The sequence below is a fragment of the Rhodococcus tukisamuensis NBRC 100609 genome, assembly GCF_001894985.1.
Classification (GTDB): Bacteria; Actinomycetota; Actinomycetes; order Mycobacteriales; family Mycobacteriaceae; genus Rhodococcus_G; species Rhodococcus_G tukisamuensis.
In genome coordinates this window covers 22443-40766 of the sequence record NZ_BCXG01000025.1, presented here as the reverse complement: position 1 = coordinate 40766, position 18324 = coordinate 22443, and the positions used below count along the sequence as shown (strand labels likewise).

Sequence of the window (18324 nt, the reverse complement as noted above, 5' to 3'; positions counted from 1 at the left end):
TGTCAGTCGCGGGACATGGCCGCTGCCAGGTGACTCTCGACGTCGATGTAGGCGTCGTCGGCGATGTCGAAGACCACCTTCACGATCTCGCCGCCCCGGAACTCGAACCGCGGCTCCGGGTACGCGCTCGACACCGGGTCGGCGCTGTCGTACCCGATGCAGAGCCCCTCACCGCACAGCGAGAAGTGGCCGAGCACCGTGCGGATCTTCTGCTCGCCGACCTGCTGGTCGTCGATGAAGAGCTTCAGCGGCCCGATGCCCTCTCGGTTGGGCCCCATGCCATCCTTGGTGAATTCGACGCCGATGATGTGCTTGCCGGACGTCGGCACCGGGGCCGAGATGCGGTCCTCCGGCGGAATGCCGAGGAAGTTGTACGCGTAGGTGACGACGCCGCCGGAGATGAACAGCGAATGGCCGCCGAACCGCGAACCGTGCGCGAAGATCACGCCCTGGGAGTCCGGCGTCAGGTCCACCTCGGCGAGGATCTTGTACGAGACGCCGTGCACGTTGGCGGCGGAGCGCTCCGGGACCTCGGACGTGCCGGGGTAGTACACGTACTGACCGCTCGGCGGCACCGGCTGATGGAACTCCATGCCCACGAAGGTCTCGAAGTCCTTCGGGTTGCCGATGATCTGGAGGTCGTTGAGCGGCAGGACGTTGTTCGCCTCGGCCTCCGCCATCCACAGGGCCTTGAGCTCCTCGAGCTTGTCCGGGTGCTCGGCCGCGAGGTCGTGTGCCTCGGCGCGGTCGACCTCGGAGTGGAAGAGTTCCCACTCGTCCTTGTCGAAGTTGCTCACACCGGAGACCGGACCGTGTATCGAGACGGCCTTCCAGCCCTTGTGCCAGAGTCCCCGCTGGCCGAACATCTCGTAGTACTGGGTCTCCTTCGCCGTCTGTCCGTCGGCGGGCGCGTCGAACGAGTACCTCATCGAGACGCCCGACAGCGGGGTCTGCTCGACGCCGTTGTAGGTGTCGGGGAACTCGACGCCGCAGGCCTCGAGGATGGTCGGCACGATGTCGGTGGAGTGGTGGTACTGGTGGCGCACCTCGCCGCGCGCCTTCATCCCCGCCGGCCAGTGGATCACCAGCGGGTCGCAGACGCCGCCCTGGTAGGTGTAGCGCTTGAACATCTTGTACGGCGTCGAGAACGCGGCCGCCCAGCCGGTGGGGTAGTGGTTGTAGGTGTCGGGGCTGCCGAGCTTGTCGACCATGGTGAGGTTCTGTTCCTCGTCGTCGGGGTAGCCGCCGAAGATCTTGCCCTCGTTCACCGAGCCGTTCGGGCTGCCCTCGCCGGAGGCGCCGTTGTCGGCGCAGTAGATGATCAGCGTGTTGTCGAGCTGGCCCGACTCCTCGAGATAGTCGACGATCCGGCCGACCTGGGCGTCGGTGTACTCGGAGAAGCCGGCGAAGACCTCGGCCATCCGGGAGAACATCCGCTTCTCCTCGTCGTTCAGCTCGTCCCACGGGCGCACCTCGTCGGTGGGGGAGAACGTGCCCTGAGGCATCGGGTTCAACGGGGTGAGGTCGGTGTCCGCCGGGAGAATCCCCTTCTCGACCATGCGGCCGAGAACCCATTCGCGGTAGGCCTCGTAGCCGTCGTCGAACATGCCCTTGTACTTGTCGATGTACTCCTGCGGCGCGTGGTGCGGTGCGTGGTTCGCGCCCGGGCAGAACCACAGGTACCACGGCTTCTCCGGCTCGGTCTGCTTGACGTCGCGGATCATCTTGAGTGCCTGGTCCGCGAGGTCCTTGGAGAGGTGGTAGCCCTCCTCGGGAGAGTAGGGCTGGTCGATGTAGCGGTTGTCCTCGGCGAGCGACGGGTACCAGTTGTTGGTCTCGCCGCCGATGAAGCCGTAGAAGCGGTCGTAGCCCTGCGCGAGCGGCCAGTTCTTCTTCGACGCGCCCGCGGTCCACTCGTCGATCGGCACGTTGTGGTTCTTGCCCACCCAGAACGTCGACCAGCCGGCGTCGCGGAGGACGTTGGCCATCGTGGCGTTCGACGGGGGGATGTGCGAGTTGTAGCCGGGGAATCCGGTGGAGGACTCGGAGATCGACGCGAAACCGTTGAGGTGGTGGTTGCGCCCGGTGAGGAAGGTCGACCGGGTCGGTGAACACAGCGCGGTGGTGTGCCACTGCGAGTAGGTCAGCCCGTTCTGCGCGAGCCGGTCCATGGTCGGCATGTTGATGCGCCCGCCGTACGGCGACCAACTCGCCTGCCCGGTGTCGTCGTAGAGGACGACCAGCACGTTCGGTGCGCCCTTCGGTGCCTTGTCGGGGAGGAATGCATCCCAGTCGGACACAGAGTCCCGGACGTCGAGGTTGATGCTGCCCTTGAATTCCTTGGTCACGATGACTCCTTGCTCGTCAGAACTCCGGTCGTTGCCGATCTTCGGTGGCCGTAGAGACGACCGCATCATCCGTGTGAGGTGAAGCGACGACAGCTGTGAACACCCACGATGGGAGCCGTGGAAAGTGTGCGAAATCGGTGGTTCCTGTTCTCCTCCCTGCAGGGCTACGACAGGCGGTGGCTGCGGCCGGACGTGGTCGCCGGGCTCACCGTGTGGGCAGTACTGGTGCCGGAGTCGCTCGCCTACGCCACCATCGCCGGGGTTGCCCCCGTGGTCGGTCTCTACGCAGCGGTCCCGGCGCTCGTGCTGTACGCGGCGGCGGGCAGTTCCCGGCACCTGGTGGTCGGACCCATGTCGGCGACGGCGGCGCTGTCCGCGGCGATCGTCGCGCCGGTGGCCGGTGCCGACGGCGGCCACTACCTGACATTGACCGCGGTGTTGGCCATCATGACGGGCGTGATGGGCCTGGTCGCGGGGCTTTGCCGGCTCGGTTTTGCGGCGTCGTTCATCTCCGAACCGGTGCTCAAGGGCTTCATCGTCGGCCTGGCGCTGACCATCATCGTCGGGCAGGTGCCGAAGCTGTTCGGGGTCGAGAAGTCCGACGGGGACTTCTTCGAGCAGGCCTGGGGTGTGATCCGGCACCTCGGCGACACTCAATGGCCCACGCTGGCGGTGGGGGCACTGAGCCTGGCGCTGGTTCTGCTGCTCAAACGGTGGCTTCCCCTGCTCCCGGGCTCCCTCGTGGTGGTGTTGCTCTCCATCGCGGCGGTGAGTGTGTTCTCGCTCGACCAGCACGGCGTCGAGATCGTGGGGCACATCGAGTCCGGACTGCCGTCTCTCGGTCTCCCGCACGGCCGCAGCTGGCACGACTACTACGACCTGGCGGGTCCTGCGGTGGGCGTGCTGCTGATCGGATTCGCCGAAGGACTCGGCGCCGCAAAGACGTATGCCGCCAAGGCCGGATACGAGGTGGACCCCAACCGCGAACTGCTCGGGCTGGGCGCCGCGAACCTCGGTTCCGGTCTGAGCTCCGGCATGGTTGTCAACGGGAGCCTGTCCAAGACAGCGGTCAACGGGTCGGCTGGAGCGAAGTCTCAGCTCAGCGGCCTCGTGGTGGCGGTCTTGACGATCGTGACGCTGTTGTTCCTGACCGGCCTGTTCGAGCAGTTGCCCGAGGCGACGCTCGCAGCCGTCGTCATCGCGGCGGTGATCGAGTTGGTCGACTTCGCGGCGCTGCGCAGGCTCTACCGGGTGTGGTCGCATCGCCTGGGCACCATCTACGGATTCGCCGCACGGGCCGACTTCGCCGCCGCGATCGCCGCGATGCTCGGCGTGCTGCTGTTCGACACGCTTCCCGGTCTGGTCATCGGTATCGGGATGTCCATGCTCCTGCTGCTCTACCGCTCGTCCCGACCGCACGTCGCTTCGCTCGGACAGCAGGGCGGGGCGTGGGTCGACACCGATCGCCACCCGGATGCGGGCGTGCTCGCCGATTCCGTCGTGGTGCGGGTGGAATCGGGACTCTTCTTCGCCAACGCCGACCACGTCAAGGAGCGCATCGAGGAGCTGTGCACCGACGCCACCCGAGTGGTCGTGCTCGACGCAGAAACGTCACCGTTTGTCGACGTCAGCGCCGCCGAGATGCTGATGCAACTCCAGACGACGTTGCAGCGCAATGGAATCGAGCTGCGAATCGCGCACGACATCGGGCAGGTGCGGGACGTCCTCGCCGATACGGCGCGAACTGGCGAGCGTCTCAACGTTTTCGGGACAGTCGACGAGGCTCTGGCGGATCGGGTCTAGGGGCCGTCGCCGACCCAGTGGGCTGTGGCCGCGCCGTCCACCAGCTTGAACATGGCAGAAGGAGCACGAGTGTTGCGATGACCGCTGGAATCCGCCGATGTGGTTCAGGCGCGGCGCAGCGCCAGAACCGGAATGGTCCGGATGCCTGCGGTCTTCTCCGCGTACTCGGCGAAGCCGGGATACCGGCGCGCCTGCTCGTCGAAGATTCGATCCCGTTCGTCGCCAGTCACCTCGGTGACAGCCACCGGGTGCTGTTCGGTGCCACGCTCGATCTCCGCGTTCCCTGTGGTGACGACGTTGTAGTACCAGTCCGGATTGGACGGTGCGCCGGCCTTGGAGGCGAAGACGTAGATGGTGTCCGGATCGTGCTCGTCCTGCAGGTACATCAGCGGGCTCACCAGATCGCGGCCTGTCTTGCGACCCCGGTGATGTACCAGCACCAGCGGGGCGCCCTCGAAAGGGCCACCCACTCGGCCCTGGTTGGCCCGGAATTCGTTGATGATGTTCGTGTTCCAGTCGCTGGGGCTGCTCATACCGTGAATTCTCCTCCCCGAGTCCGGGGCGGTCAGCTTTCCCGTCGCCGGGTTTGCTCAGGGCCCGTCGGGCCGGTCGCCGGGGACGAGTCCGAGGAGCTTGAGCTCCCGCTCGGACTTCTTGTGCAACTTGCGCCCCAGCAGCGGCCGGCCGTCGTCGTGGATGTAGGCGCCGCTCGGCTCCTTGGCGAGAGGTTCTTCCCACGCGCGGTACAACGCGGCCATCCGGAAGGCGAAGCCGATCAGGACCGCGACCGGCGCGGCAATCCAGTTGTTCAGCCCGACGGCATTGAACACCAACCAGACCGCACCGGTGAGGAACGCGGTGAACACGAACCACTCGCCGCGAACCAGTTGCTTGGGAGTGACCCCGCAGCTGACGTCGATGATGTAGCGGCCCGCGGTCGGGCCGACGATCGCGATGGCGAGCGCGCCGAGCACCGGAACCCCGTGCTCGGTCGCCTTCATCGCGCCGACCACGGCGTACCAGGGCAGGGACAGTGAGGTCATGAACTGGAACAGGCCCTCCCGGAACAGCTGTCCGGATGCGAACGCCACGGAGTAGCCGACCAGGCCGGCCGCCAGGCACAGGGTGATGTAGGCCGGGTTGAGCAGGGCCGCGGGGATGTCGGCGAGCATCACGTCTCGGCTGATGCCGCCGCCGATGCCGCCGATCAGTGCCATCAGCAGGATGCCGACCACCGTGAAGTTGCGGTAGTGGTCGGGGCGGCGGGCGAGCAGGGCACCGTTGAGTGCATTCGTGGTGGCCGCAATCAGGTCGAAGAAGGTGTGCTGCCCGGTGATCTTGAAGCTGCCGAAGCCCACGGGTGAGGTGGTGGTGCCTGCGGCCATGATTTCGGCGATCACGAGGTGACCTCCTGATTCCGGTCGCTTTGCGGGCTCTGGAGCGGCGGGCCCGACGGAATCAGCATCTCCGGTCGGTTCGCGACCAGTAGCCACAGCGGGAGGATGACGATGCACAGCACGGGCAGGATGCGTACGTCGGAGACCACCACGGCACCCATGAACAGCGCGATCCAGCCGTCCCGTGCGACGACGATCGTCGCGCCGAGAACACCGGTCGCGATCGCGACGACCAGCGGTATGCCCGGTACCGCGCTGTGTGCCACCAGGCCGACTGCGACACCGATGAACACCGCCGGGAAGATCCGGCCGCCGCGGAAACCGCAGGTGGCGGCGACCAGCAGGGCGAGCAGCTTGACCACCGTGATGACGACGAGCTGAGCGGTGGACTTGTCGTCGGCGACCGCCGTCAGCTCCTTCATCTCGTCCAGCCCCTTGAACAGGGTGAGCGGACCGCCGATCGCGCCGAGGACGCCGAGCAGCACGCCGCCGGCGGTGATCGAGATCAGCGGGTTGGGGAGCCGGTGGAAGAAGCTGTGGAGGACGGGGAACGCGTATACGGCGGCCAGGCACAGCAGCGCGGCAGCGACGGCGATGACGGTGCCGCTGACGAGGTCGACCAGTGCCGGATTGTCGTATCCGGGTACTTCGACCGCCAGCATCGGCCGGGCCAGGACGATCATGGTCAGCGCCCCTGCGCCGGCCGCGACGAGTGGTGCGAACAGCTTGTTCCAGAGTTGCCCGCCGGTGTGCATGGCCGCCATCTCGGTGAAGACCAACGCCGCCGCGACCGGGGTGCCGAACAGCGCGCCGATCGTGGCGGCGGCCGCCAGCATCACCGCCACCTCGGTGGGTACCTGCTTCCACAGCCGACCGACGATCCAGACGGTCAGGGCTGTGTTGATCGCGATGATCGGGTTCTCGGGTCCGAGGCTCACTCCGCCGGCCAGGCCGACCACCACGACGAGGGCGAGGCTCGGGAGCACTGACGGGGCAAGGGGTTTCGCGACCAGGCCGGTGGTCGCCGGATCCGGTCCGGCGTGGCCGGGCATCTTCCAGACGACGAGGCCGACCACGAGGCCGACGACGGTCAGCATCCCGAAGGTCCACCAGCGGGAGTCCGCGGTGACTCCCGCCCAGTCCGGCAGGCTGGTCCAGAGCAGTTTCTGCAGCTTGCCCGCCAGCACGCTCAGGCCCGTCAACATCAACGCACACCCGACGCCCACCGCGACCGCGGGCACGGCGAGCATTGCAAGTTGCCGGGTGGTCGGCGTGCGCTCGGATTCCGCGGTCGCACTGTTCAACACGAAGTCTCCCGTCGGTGTCGGTCCTTCGAGGATGGGGGACGGCCGCCGCCGGGGGTTCACCCCGAGCGGGTGAATACGCGAGCCGGGGATGACTGCACCATCACCGGTGGGGTGCGACGACATCGCGCCGGAACGAGGGAGGCCTTGTGTCTGAACTGGAACTGTGGCGCGACACCGATACACGAGCGGCGATCACCGACTTCGTTGCCCGCGTCGAGGCGCAGGGCATCCCGGCTGCCGAGCGGGTCGCCGTGTTCGACAACGACGGCACCCTCTGGACCGAGAAGCCGATGCCGATCCAGCTGCAATTCATCTTCGGGCTGTGGGCGAAGTTGGCGGCGGCCGATCCGGCGCTGGCATCACAGCAGCCGTACAAGGCGGTGGTGGACAAGGACTTCGGCTGGTTGTCCGCGGCCGTCGACAAGCACTACGCCGGCGACGACTCCGACCTGAAGACGCTGCTGGCCGGCGTGGTGCGGGCGTCGGCGGGGCAGGAAGTGGAGGCCTACACCGAGTCGGCCCGGGCGTTTCTCGACGCCGGCACGCATCCCTCGCTGGGGCTGCCGTTCACCCGGTGCGTGTTCGCGCCGATGGTGGAGTTGCTGCGGTACCTGGAGGCGCACGGGTTCGCGACCTACATCGCGTCCGGCGGGGACCGGGACTTCATGCGGCCCGCGGGCGATCAGCTGTACGGCATTCCGCGGGAACGGGTGATCGGCAGCAGTCTCGGGCTCAGCTACGCCGACGGTGCGGTCACCTACGCCTCGGCGATGGGCTTCCTGGACGACGGTCCGGAGAAGCCGGTCCGGATCTGGAGCCGGATCGGCCGCAAACCGCTTCTGGTCGGCGGGAATTCGAACGGTGATGTCCCGATGTTCGAGTTCGCGCGAGAGGACGCGCTGCGCCTGCTGGTTCACCATGACGATGCAGAGCGTGAGTTCGCGTACGACGCCGGCGCCGAGGACGCGCTGAAGGCGGCCGCCGCCAAGGGATGGACGACGGTGAGCGTCCGGGACGACTGGGACACCGTGTTCCCGGCCACGGAATCGTAGGAGAGATACGGGTGGCCGTGCTCGCACCGACCCTCGTCGGGTACCAGAAGCGTTGGCTCCGTGCCGATGTCGTGGCGGGGCTGAGCGCCGGGGCGGTGGTGATCCCGCAGGCGATGGCCTACGCGACGATCGCGGATCTGCCGGTGCAGATCGGCTTGTACACCTGCATGGTGCCGATGGTCGTGTATGCGATGCTCGGCGGGGCCAGGGCCGTCAGCGTCAGCACCACGTCGACGATCGCACTGTTGACGGCGTCGACGATGATCGGGGCCGGGATCGCGGCAGGCTCGGACGACGCGCAGACCTCGCTCATGACGCTGACACTCCTGGTCGGCGTCATCCTGCTGTTGGCGCGCGTGCTCAAGCTCGGGTCGATCATCGAGAACATCAACGAGGCGACGCTGATCGGGATCAAGGTGGGCGTCGGGTTGACGGTGGCCGCGAGTCAGCTGCCGAAGCTGCTCGGCGTGCCCTCAGATCCGGACGCGACGGGCTTCTTCCGGGTGGTGTGGTCGGCGGTGCGTCAGATCGGTGACGCGAACGGCGCCACGGTGCTCCTGGCCGCCGGGTCCATCGGTGGGCTGTACGCGATGTCGCGGCTGGCACCCCGGATCCCCGGACCGTTGGTGGTCGTCGCGGTCGGGATCGCGCTGGTCGCGTTCGCGGGCCTCGACGGCCGCGGCGTGGAGCTGATTGCGGAAGTGCCACAAGGTATTCCGCTCCCCGGAATCCCGAGCCTCGACGACATCGGCGCGCTGATTCCAGGCGCGCTCGCGATCGCGGCGATGGCCTTCCTCGAGACGGTGTCCGTGGCGCGCGGGGTGCGCAGGCCGGGTGAGCCGCAGATCGACAGCAACCAGGAGATGCTGGCGAACGGTGTCGCGTCGGTGGCGGGCGCGTTCTTCCATACCCTGCCGCCGGCCGGCGGGTTCTCGCAGACGGCGGTGGCGTTGCGCGCGGGGGCGCGCACCCAGGCCAGCGGGCTGGTGACGGCCGCCCTCGCGGTGCTGGTGGCCCTGTTCCTGGCCCCGGTGCTCAGTGACCTGCCGCAGGCCACGCTCGGTGCGATGGTGGTGGTCGCGACCCTCGGGCTGGTGGACGTCGGCGCGTTCGGACAGTTCTGGCGGATCAACAAGCTGGAGTTCTGGATTGCGCTGGCGACGGCGGTGATCGGGCTGACGGCGGGCCTGCTGCCCGCGGTCGCCGTCGGGGTCCTGTTCACCCTGTACCTGGTGCTGCGCGAGCTCAACCGGCCGCACGTGGTGCAGCTGCGCCGCGGCGCGGACGGCCGGTGGGTCGGCGGTGACGAGGACGCACCGACGGATCCGGCCGATCCGGCTGTGCTGCGGATCAATTCGGCTCTGTACACGGCCAACGTGCTGGCCAACGTCACGGCGATCCGGGAACGCATCGACGCCGCAGGGGCGAAGACCGTCGTGCTGGACTGCTCCCGGGCGTGGAAGGTCACCACCACCGTCATGCACCACATCCGCGACCTCGAGCAGGAGTTGTCCGACCACGGCGTCACGATCTACTTCGCGGACGTCCCGCAGCGCGACCTGGAGACCGCCCGCAAGACGGAAGTGGGTCGGCACTTCGCGGAGTCGGGCCGGGTCTTCGCGTCCGTCGAGGAGGCGGTGCGGCACTGCACGGCAGACGAGACCTGAGGCGGCACCTGATGAGGTTGGGACTGCACGCACTGGGGATCGGCACCGGCGCCCGCCGAGAGGTGATCGACGCGGTCGCGGTCGCCGCCGAGGAATCCGGGTTCGTCACCCTGTGGTCGGGGGAGCACGTGGTGATGGTGGACCGGTCGGACTCGCGCTATCCGTATGCCGACGACGGGCGGATAGCGGTGCCCGCGGCCGCGGACTGGCTCGACCCGATGGTCGGGCTCAGCTTCGCCGCAGCGGCCACCCGCACAATCGGTATCGCAACGGGCGTGCTGCTGCTGCCCGAGCACAACCCGCTCCTCGTCGCCAAGCAGGCGGCCACCCTCGACCGGCTCAGTGGGGGCCGGCTCACGCTGGGCATCGGAGTCGGGTGGTCGCGCGAAGAGTTTGCGGCACTGGGGGTTCCGTTCGAGCGTCGGGGCCGGCGCACCGCGGAGTACGTCGCCGCCATGCGGGCGGTGTGGCGCGAGGACGTCGCGTCGTTCGACGGCGAGTTCGTCGGCTTCGACGCGGTCCGGGTCAATCCCAAGCCGGCTCGTGACCGCCGCATTCCCGTGGTCCTCGGTGGCAACAGCGACGCCGCGCTGCGCCGCGTCGCGGACTGGGGTGACGGCTGGTACGGGTTCAACCTCCACGGCGTCGACGAGGCCGCCGAGCGGATCGGCGTCCTGCGCGGGCTCTGCCGGGAGGCGGGCCGGGACCCGAGCGGGCTGCGGCTGGCCGTCGCGCTGCGGGAACCCGATCCCGGCGACCTTGCTGGGCTTGCCCGGCTCGGCGTCGACGAGCTGGTACTCGTCGAGTCGCCGCCGGAAGACCCGGACGCGGCGCCGGGCTGGGTCGCTGCCATCGCGCGTCGGTGGCGCTGACGCGCCCGTGAGTCCTTCTGGCCCCTGGTGGGACCAGAAGGATTCACGGGCGGCGGAGCCGCCTACTGGTGCTTGAGCACCGCGGCGAGGGCGTCCTCGGGGTCGATCAGGTGGCTGTGGTCGTCGTCCCCGAGCACGATGTCGGCCCAGTCGATCCTGCCGTTGAACCTGCCCCGCTCGGTCTTGTAGCCCTCGTACACCGGCATGCCGGTATCGATGCCGACGTCCAGGCCCTCGTCGAACGAGAAGTACAGCGGGTGGGTGCGCTCGACCTTCCCGCTGCCCGCGTCGTCGCCGTCGATGTACAGCGTCGCGGTGCCGCCGCGGCCGATTCCGCCTCCGTCGTAGGCGAATTCGACGCGCACCTGGTGCTCGCCGGGTGCGAGATCGTCCTCCGAGAGCACCGTCGTCCGGCGCAGGCCGCAGTAGTTGTAGTGGTATCCGAGCTTGCCGCCCTCGGTGAACAGGCACCAGCCGCCGGTGCGGCCGCCCTGCGTGACCACCACGCCCTCGGCGCCGGCGTCGGGGACCTGGATCTGCGCGGTCACCGAGTAGCTGCGGTTCTTGATGTTGATCGCGACGTTCTCGTTCAGCCTCGTCATGCCCTCGAACAGCCGTAGCTTGTCGCCCTGCACCAGGGTCGGCCGGCCGGCGATGGCCGGGTTCATCCGCTCCGCGGCCCGGTCGTCGAGCGGCAGCACGTTGTAGCGGGCCGCCTCGATGATGAACAGCTGCTGCAGCTGCGCCAACCTCTCGGGGTGCTGCGCCGAGACGTCGTGTGCCTGGGTCCAGTCCGTGGTGGTGTCGTAGAGCTCCCACACGTCCAGCGAGAAGTCCGGGGCCTTCGCCACCACGTCCCACGGGGTGCGGTGCTTGGTGACCGCGGTCCAGCCGTCGTGGTAGATCCCACGGTTGCCCATCAGCTCGAAGTACTGCGTCCTGTGCCGCTCGTCGGCGCCGGAGTCGTTGAACGAGTACGCGAACGACGTGCCGTGCATCGGGACCTGGGTGACGCCGTTGACGGTGTGCGGCTGCGCGAGGCCCGCCAACTCGAGGATGGTCGGGGCCACGTCGATCACGTGATGCCACTGGGTGCGGATCTCGCCCTTGGCCTCGATGCCGCCCGGCCAGTGCATGATCGTGCCGTTGCGGGTGCCGCCGTAGTGCGAGGCCACCTGCTTGGTCCACTGGTACGGCGTGCACATTGCGTGCGCCCAGCCGACCGCGTAGTGGTTGTAGGCCTCGGGTCCGCCGATCTTGTCGAGGTGCTCGTTCCAGAACTCGACGGTCTCGTACTCGCCGCCGCCGTTGGAAGCGGTGGTGATCATGTAGGTGCCCTCGAGGCCGCCTTCGGCGGAGGCGCCGTTGTCGCCGATGATGTACAGGATCAGCGTGTTGTCGAGCTCGCCGATCTCCTCGACGGCGTCGACGACGCGCCCGACGTGGAAGTCCGCGTACTCCAGGAACGCCGCGTACACCTCCATCTGGTGCGCCAGGATCGGCTTGCGCTCGGCGGGGACGTCGTCCCACGCCATGATGCCGTCGGGGCGCGCGGTGAGGTCCGAGTCGGCGCCGATCACGCCGAGCTGCAGCTGCTTGCGGAAGGTCTCGTCGCGGACCGCGTCCCAGCCCTGGTCGAACTTGCCCTTGTACTTGGCGATCCAGTCCTTCGGCACGTGGTGCGGGGTGTGCGTGGCGCCCGGCGCGAAGTAGGTGAAGAACGGCTTGTCGGGGGTGAGCGCCTGCTGCTGCTTGATGTAGTCGATGGCCTTGTCGGCCAGGTCCGGCATCAGGTGGTAGTCCGGGTCGTCCGGCGGCAGGATCGCGGAGACGCCGTCCACCAGGGCCGGCTGCCACTGGTTGGTCTCGCCGCCGATGAAGCCGTAGAAGCGCTCGAAGCCGCTGAACGCCGGCCAGTGGTCGAACGGGCCGGTGGGGCCGGACTCCCACACCGGCACCTCGTGGCACTTGCCGAACTGCGCTGTGTTGTAGCCGTTCTGACGCAGGATCTCCGCCAACGGGGTGCACGAGTTGGGGCGGGTGGAGCGGTAACCCGGTGCGGGCGTCGCGGTCTCGGTGATGTGCCCCATGCCGACCGCGTGGTGGTTGCGCCCGGTGAGCATGGCGGCGCGGGTCGGGGAGCACAGCGAGGTGGTGTGGAACCGGGAGTACTTGAGGCCGCCGGCGGCGAGTCGTTCGGCGGTCGGGGTGTGCACGGGCCCGCCGAACGCGCTCGACGCACCGAAACCGACGTCGTCGAGCAGGATCAGCAGGACGTTCGGCGCGCCCTTCGGCGGTCGCTGCATCTCGATGGGCGGCAGCTTCGCTTCGGGGTGCTTGGCGTCGAAGAACAACGGCCCCTGGTACTGCTGGTCCGGGATGGGGAGCACGGATCCGGGGAGTTCCTCGGCCATGGGGGGAGTTCCTTCCAGTCGACAACGAGTCCCTGTCGACGGTAGGCACGGCCACGGCGCCGCGGCTCACCCGTTTCGTGCGAAAGCCGCCAGCCGCCGTTCCCACCCGGTGATCTCGTCGTCGGGGGGCCGCCGCCCCGCCGCGGCGGACCAGCAGCCGGCCAGCACGTCGAATCCGAGGTGGTGCAGGTCGCTGTGAGCGGGCCAGCGGGCCGCCGCCCATGCCGGTTCGTTGTGGGCGGCGTCGATGCCCGCCAGCGACGAACTGTGCAACTCGAAGGTCAGGTCGCGGCGCAGCGGCAGCAACGCGTCTCCGCCGGCAGGGGCACGCAGCGCCTGCAGGGTCAGTCCGGTGAACAGCGCCACCCGTCGGTCGGTCCAACGTAGGACTCGACGGTGCGCGTGGCGGTCCACCGTCCACAGCACGACCAGCGCGACCGCCACGCCGACCGCGGTCTCCACCAACCGCTCCCACACGACCGGTGCGACGGCGGCGTGCGGTTGGCCGGTGTTGCCGATCAGGATGGCGAGGGGGGTGATGAAGACGACCGCGACGCCGTAGTTGCGGGTGACGAACAGCTCGAAGAGCAGCTGCAGTGCCATCACCGTCAGCACCAGCCACACCCCGCTGAGGTGCAGGGAGAAGAGGACCGCGAAGACCACCACCCCCACCACCGTCCCGGCGACCCGGTGGATGCCCCGGTAGGTGCCCAGGATCCGGTCCGGACCCTGATGCAGCACCAGCACGGCGGTGATCACCGCCCAGTCCGGTCGGTCGGTCCCGATCGCGACGGTGACGCCCCCGGCCACCAGGCAGGCGACCAGCACCCGGGTGGCCGAGGTCCAGGCGTGAGAGTCCGGGTGCAGGGCCCGCAGGAACCGGTAGCGCACTCCTGGCCGGGGCATCGGCGGCTGCGGCCGGACGTCGTCGAGATCCGAGTCCGGGTCCAGGCTGGGGTCCCGGCGGATGGCGCCGGACAGCCGCACCTGGGCGGCCGAGAGGACCTCGACGAGCGGGTGCCCGCGGGCGACCAGTCCGCCGTCGTAGAGGCTCTGCCAGGCCACCTGCAGCATCTGCGCCGCCCGATGTCGCAGCTCGGGCGAGCCCCGGCCCGCGGCCTGCCTGGCCACGTAGTCGTCGATCGCGGTGGTGGCGGCCGCGGACGCCACCACTTCCGGCCCGTGTGGCGTTCGCAGCGCGCCGACCATCGAGACGGCCACCGCGCTGGCACCGCCGAGGGCACACCACAGCGCGATCTCGGTCGGGCTCATGCCGGACTGCACGTTCAGCGCGCCGATCTGGGTGGTGAGGACGAAGAACCAGACGCCGGGTGGGCCGAGGCGCAGGGAGTCGACGGTGTACGTCCCGACCACCGCGACCGCCGACATGACCAGCACCACCCACATCAACAGGGCCGGCGATCCGCCGTCGGCGATGGCGTGGCGCACCGGTTCGCCGACGAGGGCGCCGACCCAGGACGCGGCCACCAGCGCCAGCGCCGCCAGTGCGACCACCTTCCACCGCGCGCGGTACGGCCTGCCCTCGCCGTAGATCACCGCGAAGGCGCCGATGGTGACGGTCAGCGCCTGCTGCGGGTAGCCGAGGGCGACCGCGGCCAGCGCCGGGATCCCCATCGCGAACGCCGCGCGGGTGGCGCCGGGCCAGCGTCGCCCCGCGGGCGGCAGCCCGAACAGGACCTCTCGTGCGGGTGCCGGGGACGGCGGGCCGTGCGACTCAGGCACGGGGCGCGGCCGAGCGGGGCGGTGGAGCTGACACGGAACTGATCGTAGTGACCGTCGAGGCTCATGCTCGGCGGGTGATGTGGGGACGGCCCAGGGCTGATGCGATCGAGTCTGTCGTCGTCGAACAGGAGCGCGTTGTGAGTGTGGATCTCGAGAAGCTGGCCGCGAAGGCCTACGTGTACGGATTTCCGTTGGTGTTCAACCTCGACCAGGTACGGCGCTACGTCACCACCGGCATCGGCTCCAACCCGGCCGCGCCGTTCAACCAGTTCAGCCACGCCGCCACGCTGGCCGGGCCGCAGGACACCTTCGTCTCCATCAACAACGACACCGTGTACTCGATGTGTCAGCTGGACCTGACGAACGGTCCGCTGCTGCTGGAGGTCCCGGACACCGACGGCAGGTACTACGTGCTCCAGTTCGTGGACGCGTGGACCGACAACTTCGCGTACGTGGGCGAGCGTGCCACCGGGACGGCCGCGGGGCGGTACCTGCTGACCCCTCCGGGCTGGACGGGACAGACGCCGGCCGGCGTGACCCGTATCGCCTTCCCCACTGCGGTCGGGTCGATCGTGGGGCGGTGGGCGTGTAACGGCGAGGCGGACCTGCCCCACGTCCGCACCCTGCAGGAGCGGCTCACATTGACGGAAGTCGGCGAGCAGGACCGGCCGCTGGGGCTGCCCACCCCCGACCCCGATGTGCCGGAGGCGCTGGCGTTCTGGGAGAAACTGCGGGCGTACCTGCCGGCGTACCCGCCCGCCGCGCGGGACCTGCCGCTGCAGCGGGCCTTCGCGCCGCTCGGCCTGCTCGAGGCCGGGGGCAGCCCGTATCCGGCGGCCGACCCGGACCTGGTGGCCGCGCTCGAGGCCGGGGCGAAGGCCGGACACGACGAGCTCGTCGCCGCGCTGAGGTCCGGTGCCGGGGACACGATCGTCAACGGCTGGCACCAGCCGTTCCACATCTTCGACTACAACGACGACTACTTCGAGGTCGGCACGATCGACTCGCCGGAGTGGCGGATCGCGGACCGCGCGAAGGCAATCGGGCTGCGCGCGGCCGCGGCGATGGGCGGACTGTGGGGCAACCACGGCTACGAGGCGGCGTACTCCCCGGTCTACCTGGACGGCGACGGCGACGAGTTGACGGGTGAGCGCAGCTACACCCTGACCTTTGCCCAGGCGCCACCGGTGGACGCGTTCTGGTCGATCACGATGTACGACGTGCCCGACTACTACCTGGTGGCCAACGAGATCGACCGGTACTCGATCGGTGACCGTACTCCCGGACTGGTGTACGCCGAAGACGGCTCGCTGACCCTCGCGCTCAGCGCGACCGCGCCCACCGACCCGACCGCGCGGGCGAACTGGCTGCCCACCCCGGCGGGTGGGTTCCGGCCGCTGCTGCGGATGTACAGCCCGCGTCCTGAGGTGTTCGACGGCACCTATGAGATCCCGCCGATTCTCAAGGCCTGAAACACTTTCACCGCGAACTGAGGGAGCACGATGGGCGAGCTGCTGCTGTTGTTGCCGGAGATGATCGGCCTTATTGTCACGCCCGCCGCGGTCGCGGGGTGTGTGCTGCTGTTGCAGTCGGACAAGCCGATCCCCAACGCGTTGAGCTTCGGTGGCGCTTTCCTGTTGGTGTACACGGTGATCGGCGCGGCGTCCCTGTTGGGCGGGGCCGGCGATGCGTCGGCGACCTCGCAGACCGTCTCGCACTGGGTCGGCCTCACCGTCGGCGTGCTGTTCCTGGTCGTGGGTCTGGTGCAGTTCGTGAAGCGGACGAAACTCTCGGCGGAGAAGCCGAAGTGGATTCTCGAGCTGGAGGAGGCGACGCCGCGGCGGGCGTTCGCGATCGGGTTGGTCCTGGCGAACCTCAACCCGAACCTGTTCATCATGCTCTCGGGGATGACCATCATCTCCAGCTCGGACTCGACGTGGCCGCAGGCCATCTTCGGCACGGCGTTGCTGTTGCTGGCGGCGAGCCTGGACTTCCTGGTGCCCATCGGCGCTTTCGTCCTGCTCGGGGACCGGGCGCGGCGCGGGCTGGACACCGCGAAGACCTGGATGGTCCGGCGCAACAAGGAACTCGGCGTGGCGGTGTTCCTCGGGTTCGGCGCGCTGTTCACGATCCGGGGCGTGCTGGCGTTGACCTGACGGTGAGCCGAGGCACTAAGGCGCGTCCTCCGGGTCGGCGTAACACGGTCGCACCCCGACATCCATCGGGAACCGGACCGCGGTGTCGCCGAACAGAAGTCGGGTCGCCGCGGCCGTTGCGTCGAGCACATGCCGGGTCGCGGCGGCGGCGTCGCGGCAGTGCACCACCACCTCGTCGTGCTGGAAGAACACCAGCTCGGCGTCGGGGTCGTCGGCGAGGCGACGGCGAAGCTCGGCCAGCAGGCACAGCGCCCACTCGGCGGCGGTAGCCTGCACGACGAAGTTGCGGGTGAACCGGCCGCGGGCGTGTGCGTCGCCGCCGGACCACCAGGCCTGGTCCGGCGGCGGGCAGGCGCGGCCCAGCCAGGAGTGCACCACCTCGCCGCGCTCACCGGCCCGGGCCGCCTCCTCGACGTACTGCACCGCGGCCGGGAACCGCTTGCGCAGCATGGCGAGCAGTGCCCGGGCCTCGCCCGCGGTCGCGCCGTACAGCACCCCGAGGATCGCGACCTTGGCCTTGGCCCGGTCGCCGCCGAACACCTCCGCTGCCACCGGCGCGTAGAGGTCGTCGGCGCCCGCCGCCTCCACCATCAGCCGGTCGCCGGACATCGCGGCCAGGATGCGGGGCTCGAGCTGGCCGGCGTCCGCCACCACGAAGGTGTGGCCGGGATCGGCAATGACGCTCGAGCGCAGCGTCTTCGGGATCTGCAGTGCCCCGCCGCCGCGGCTCGCCCAGCGGCCGGAGACCACGCCGCCGGGCACGTACACCGGCCGGAACCGGTCGCCTCGCACCCAGGAGTCCAGCCACCCCCACCCGTTGGTGGTGTGCAGCTTGGCGAGGTCCCGGTAGCGCAGCAGCGGTTCCACGGCTGGATGGTCGACCTCGCGCAGAAGGTACGCGCGGGTGGAGGGCAACTCGACACCGGCCCGGGCGAAGGCGTCCACCAGTTCGGGGTGCGAGGCGGGATTGACGCGGCGGCCGAAGGCGGCCCCGATCTCCTCCGTGACCTCCAGAATCCGTTGTGGCACCGCATCGCCCGACGTCCGTGGTCCCAGTGCGCGGGTGAGCAGCTCGTGGTGGGCGGCGGCCGAGAACGGCAGTCCGGTGTGGCTCATCTCCGCCGCGGCCAGCGCGCCGGCCGACTCGGCGGCGACCAGCAGCCGCAGTCGTGGGTCCGCGCCGATCCGGTCGAGCTGGTCGGCGTGCTCCGAGAGCACCTCCGCGGGGTCGCGGGAGGGCGTGGCGTCGAACAGCCCGGGCCGGTCGTCGACCGGGGCGGCCGCGGCGACGGGCGGCCGCCCGGCCCGAGTGCGCAGCAGCGCGCCGGTCAACGCCAGGTCGTGGCAGCGCCGCACCGTCAGCCCGGCGCGCAACACCGCGGGGTAGACGGCCGCGGTGTCCGGCCACACCCAGCGCGGGTGTTCGGGCTCGAGGGCGCGGACCGCGGCGGCCGGGTCGGGGAAGGCCAGCGGTGCGCCGACCGGGCGGCCGGCGTCGTCGGTGCGGGTCACGTGGGTGTGCTCGGGCCCGGGCACCGTCACGATCCTCACCCCGGCCAGTGTGC

The 18324-nt window shown here is 69.4% G+C and carries 13 protein-coding genes; 6 read left to right on the top strand and 7 right to left on the bottom strand.

The window, feature by feature from the left end; translation table 11 throughout:
• Positions 1–2: 2 nt before the first annotated feature.
• Complete coding sequence (locus RT2_RS20460; protein WP_072846644.1) at positions 3–2348, bottom strand: arylsulfatase; 2346 nt, start codon at positions 2346–2348, stop codon at positions 3–5.
• A gap of 117 nt (positions 2349–2465) precedes the next feature.
• On the opposite strand from RT2_RS20460, the gene RT2_RS20455 reads away from it, so the two are divergent.
• On the top strand, positions 2466–4151 hold the full coding sequence (locus tag RT2_RS20455; protein ID WP_245709103.1) for a SulP family inorganic anion transporter: 1686 nt from the start codon (positions 2466–2468) through the stop codon (positions 4149–4151).
• A 104-nt stretch (positions 4152–4255) separates the two neighbouring features.
• Here the strand turns inward: RT2_RS20455 and RT2_RS20450 are convergent, their stop codons facing one another.
• From RT2_RS20450 to RT2_RS20440, 3 genes are read right to left on the bottom strand one after another with little or no spacing between them, the layout of a single operon-like run.
• On the bottom strand, positions 4256–4684 hold the full coding sequence (locus tag RT2_RS20450; protein ID WP_072846642.1) for a nitroreductase/quinone reductase family protein: 429 nt from the start codon (positions 4682–4684) through the stop codon (positions 4256–4258).
• Positions 4685–4741: 57 nt separating this feature from the next.
• Positions 4742–5551 (bottom strand): trimeric intracellular cation channel family protein, encoded by an 810-nt coding sequence (locus RT2_RS20445; RefSeq protein ID WP_217635567.1) that lies wholly within the window; start codon positions 5549–5551, stop codon positions 4742–4744.
• Positions 5548–6855, bottom strand: a complete 1308-nt coding sequence (locus tag RT2_RS20440) for an ion channel protein (RefSeq protein WP_072846641.1) — start codon at positions 6853–6855, stop codon at positions 5548–5550. The genes RT2_RS20445 and RT2_RS20440 overlap by 4 nt, the downstream gene beginning before the upstream one ends.
• Positions 6856–7001: 146 nt before the next feature.
• Between RT2_RS20440 and RT2_RS20435 the strand changes: the two genes are divergently transcribed.
• The 3 genes from RT2_RS20435 to RT2_RS20425 are packed head-to-tail and all read left to right on the top strand — an operon-like array spanning position 7002 to position 10446.
• The gene (locus RT2_RS20435) at positions 7002–7907 is read left to right on the top strand and encodes an HAD family hydrolase (RefSeq protein ID WP_072846640.1); all 906 of its coding nucleotides are present in this window, start codon (positions 7002–7004) and stop codon (positions 7905–7907) included.
• An 11-nt stretch (positions 7908–7918) separates the two neighbouring features.
• Positions 7919–9574, top strand: coding sequence for a SulP family inorganic anion transporter (locus RT2_RS20430; RefSeq protein ID WP_072846639.1), 1656 nt, complete (start codon positions 7919–7921; stop codon positions 9572–9574).
• 11 nt (positions 9575–9585) lie between these two features.
• Positions 9586–10446 carry an LLM class F420-dependent oxidoreductase gene (locus RT2_RS20425; protein WP_072846638.1) on the top strand — a complete coding sequence of 287 codons (861 nt, stop codon included), beginning with the start codon at positions 9586–9588 and terminating at the stop codon, positions 10444–10446.
• 62 nt (positions 10447–10508) lie between these two features.
• On the opposite strand, the gene RT2_RS20420 is transcribed toward RT2_RS20425, so the two are convergent.
• The gene (locus RT2_RS20420; protein ID WP_072846637.1) at positions 10509–12860 is read right to left on the bottom strand and encodes an arylsulfatase; all 2352 of its coding nucleotides are present in this window, start codon (positions 12858–12860) and stop codon (positions 10509–10511) included.
• A gap of 66 nt (positions 12861–12926) precedes the next feature.
• Positions 12927–14603 carry an FUSC family protein gene (locus RT2_RS20415; RefSeq protein WP_072846636.1) on the bottom strand — a complete coding sequence of 559 codons (1677 nt, stop codon included), beginning with the start codon at positions 14601–14603 and terminating at the stop codon, positions 12927–12929.
• 137 nt (positions 14604–14740) lie between these two features.
• On the opposite strand from RT2_RS20415, the gene RT2_RS20410 reads away from it, so the two are divergent.
• Both RT2_RS20410 and RT2_RS20405 read left to right on the top strand, forming a co-directional pair.
• Positions 14741–16075 carry a DUF1254 domain-containing protein gene (locus RT2_RS20410; protein WP_083577517.1) on the top strand — a complete coding sequence of 445 codons (1335 nt, stop codon included), beginning with the start codon at positions 14741–14743 and terminating at the stop codon, positions 16073–16075.
• Between the two features lie 30 nt (positions 16076–16105).
• Entirely contained in the window at positions 16106–16759 is a 654-nt protein-coding gene (locus tag RT2_RS20405; RefSeq protein WP_072846634.1) for a GAP family protein, read from the top strand.
• Positions 16760–16774: 15 nt separating this feature from the next.
• Here RT2_RS20405 and RT2_RS20400 read toward each other — a convergent pair whose 3' ends face one another.
• Positions 16775–18310 carry a bifunctional 3'-5' exonuclease/DNA polymerase gene (locus tag RT2_RS20400; RefSeq protein ID WP_072846633.1) on the bottom strand — a complete coding sequence of 512 codons (1536 nt, stop codon included), beginning with the start codon at positions 18308–18310 and terminating at the stop codon, positions 16775–16777.
• Positions 18311–18324 lie beyond the last annotated feature (14 nt).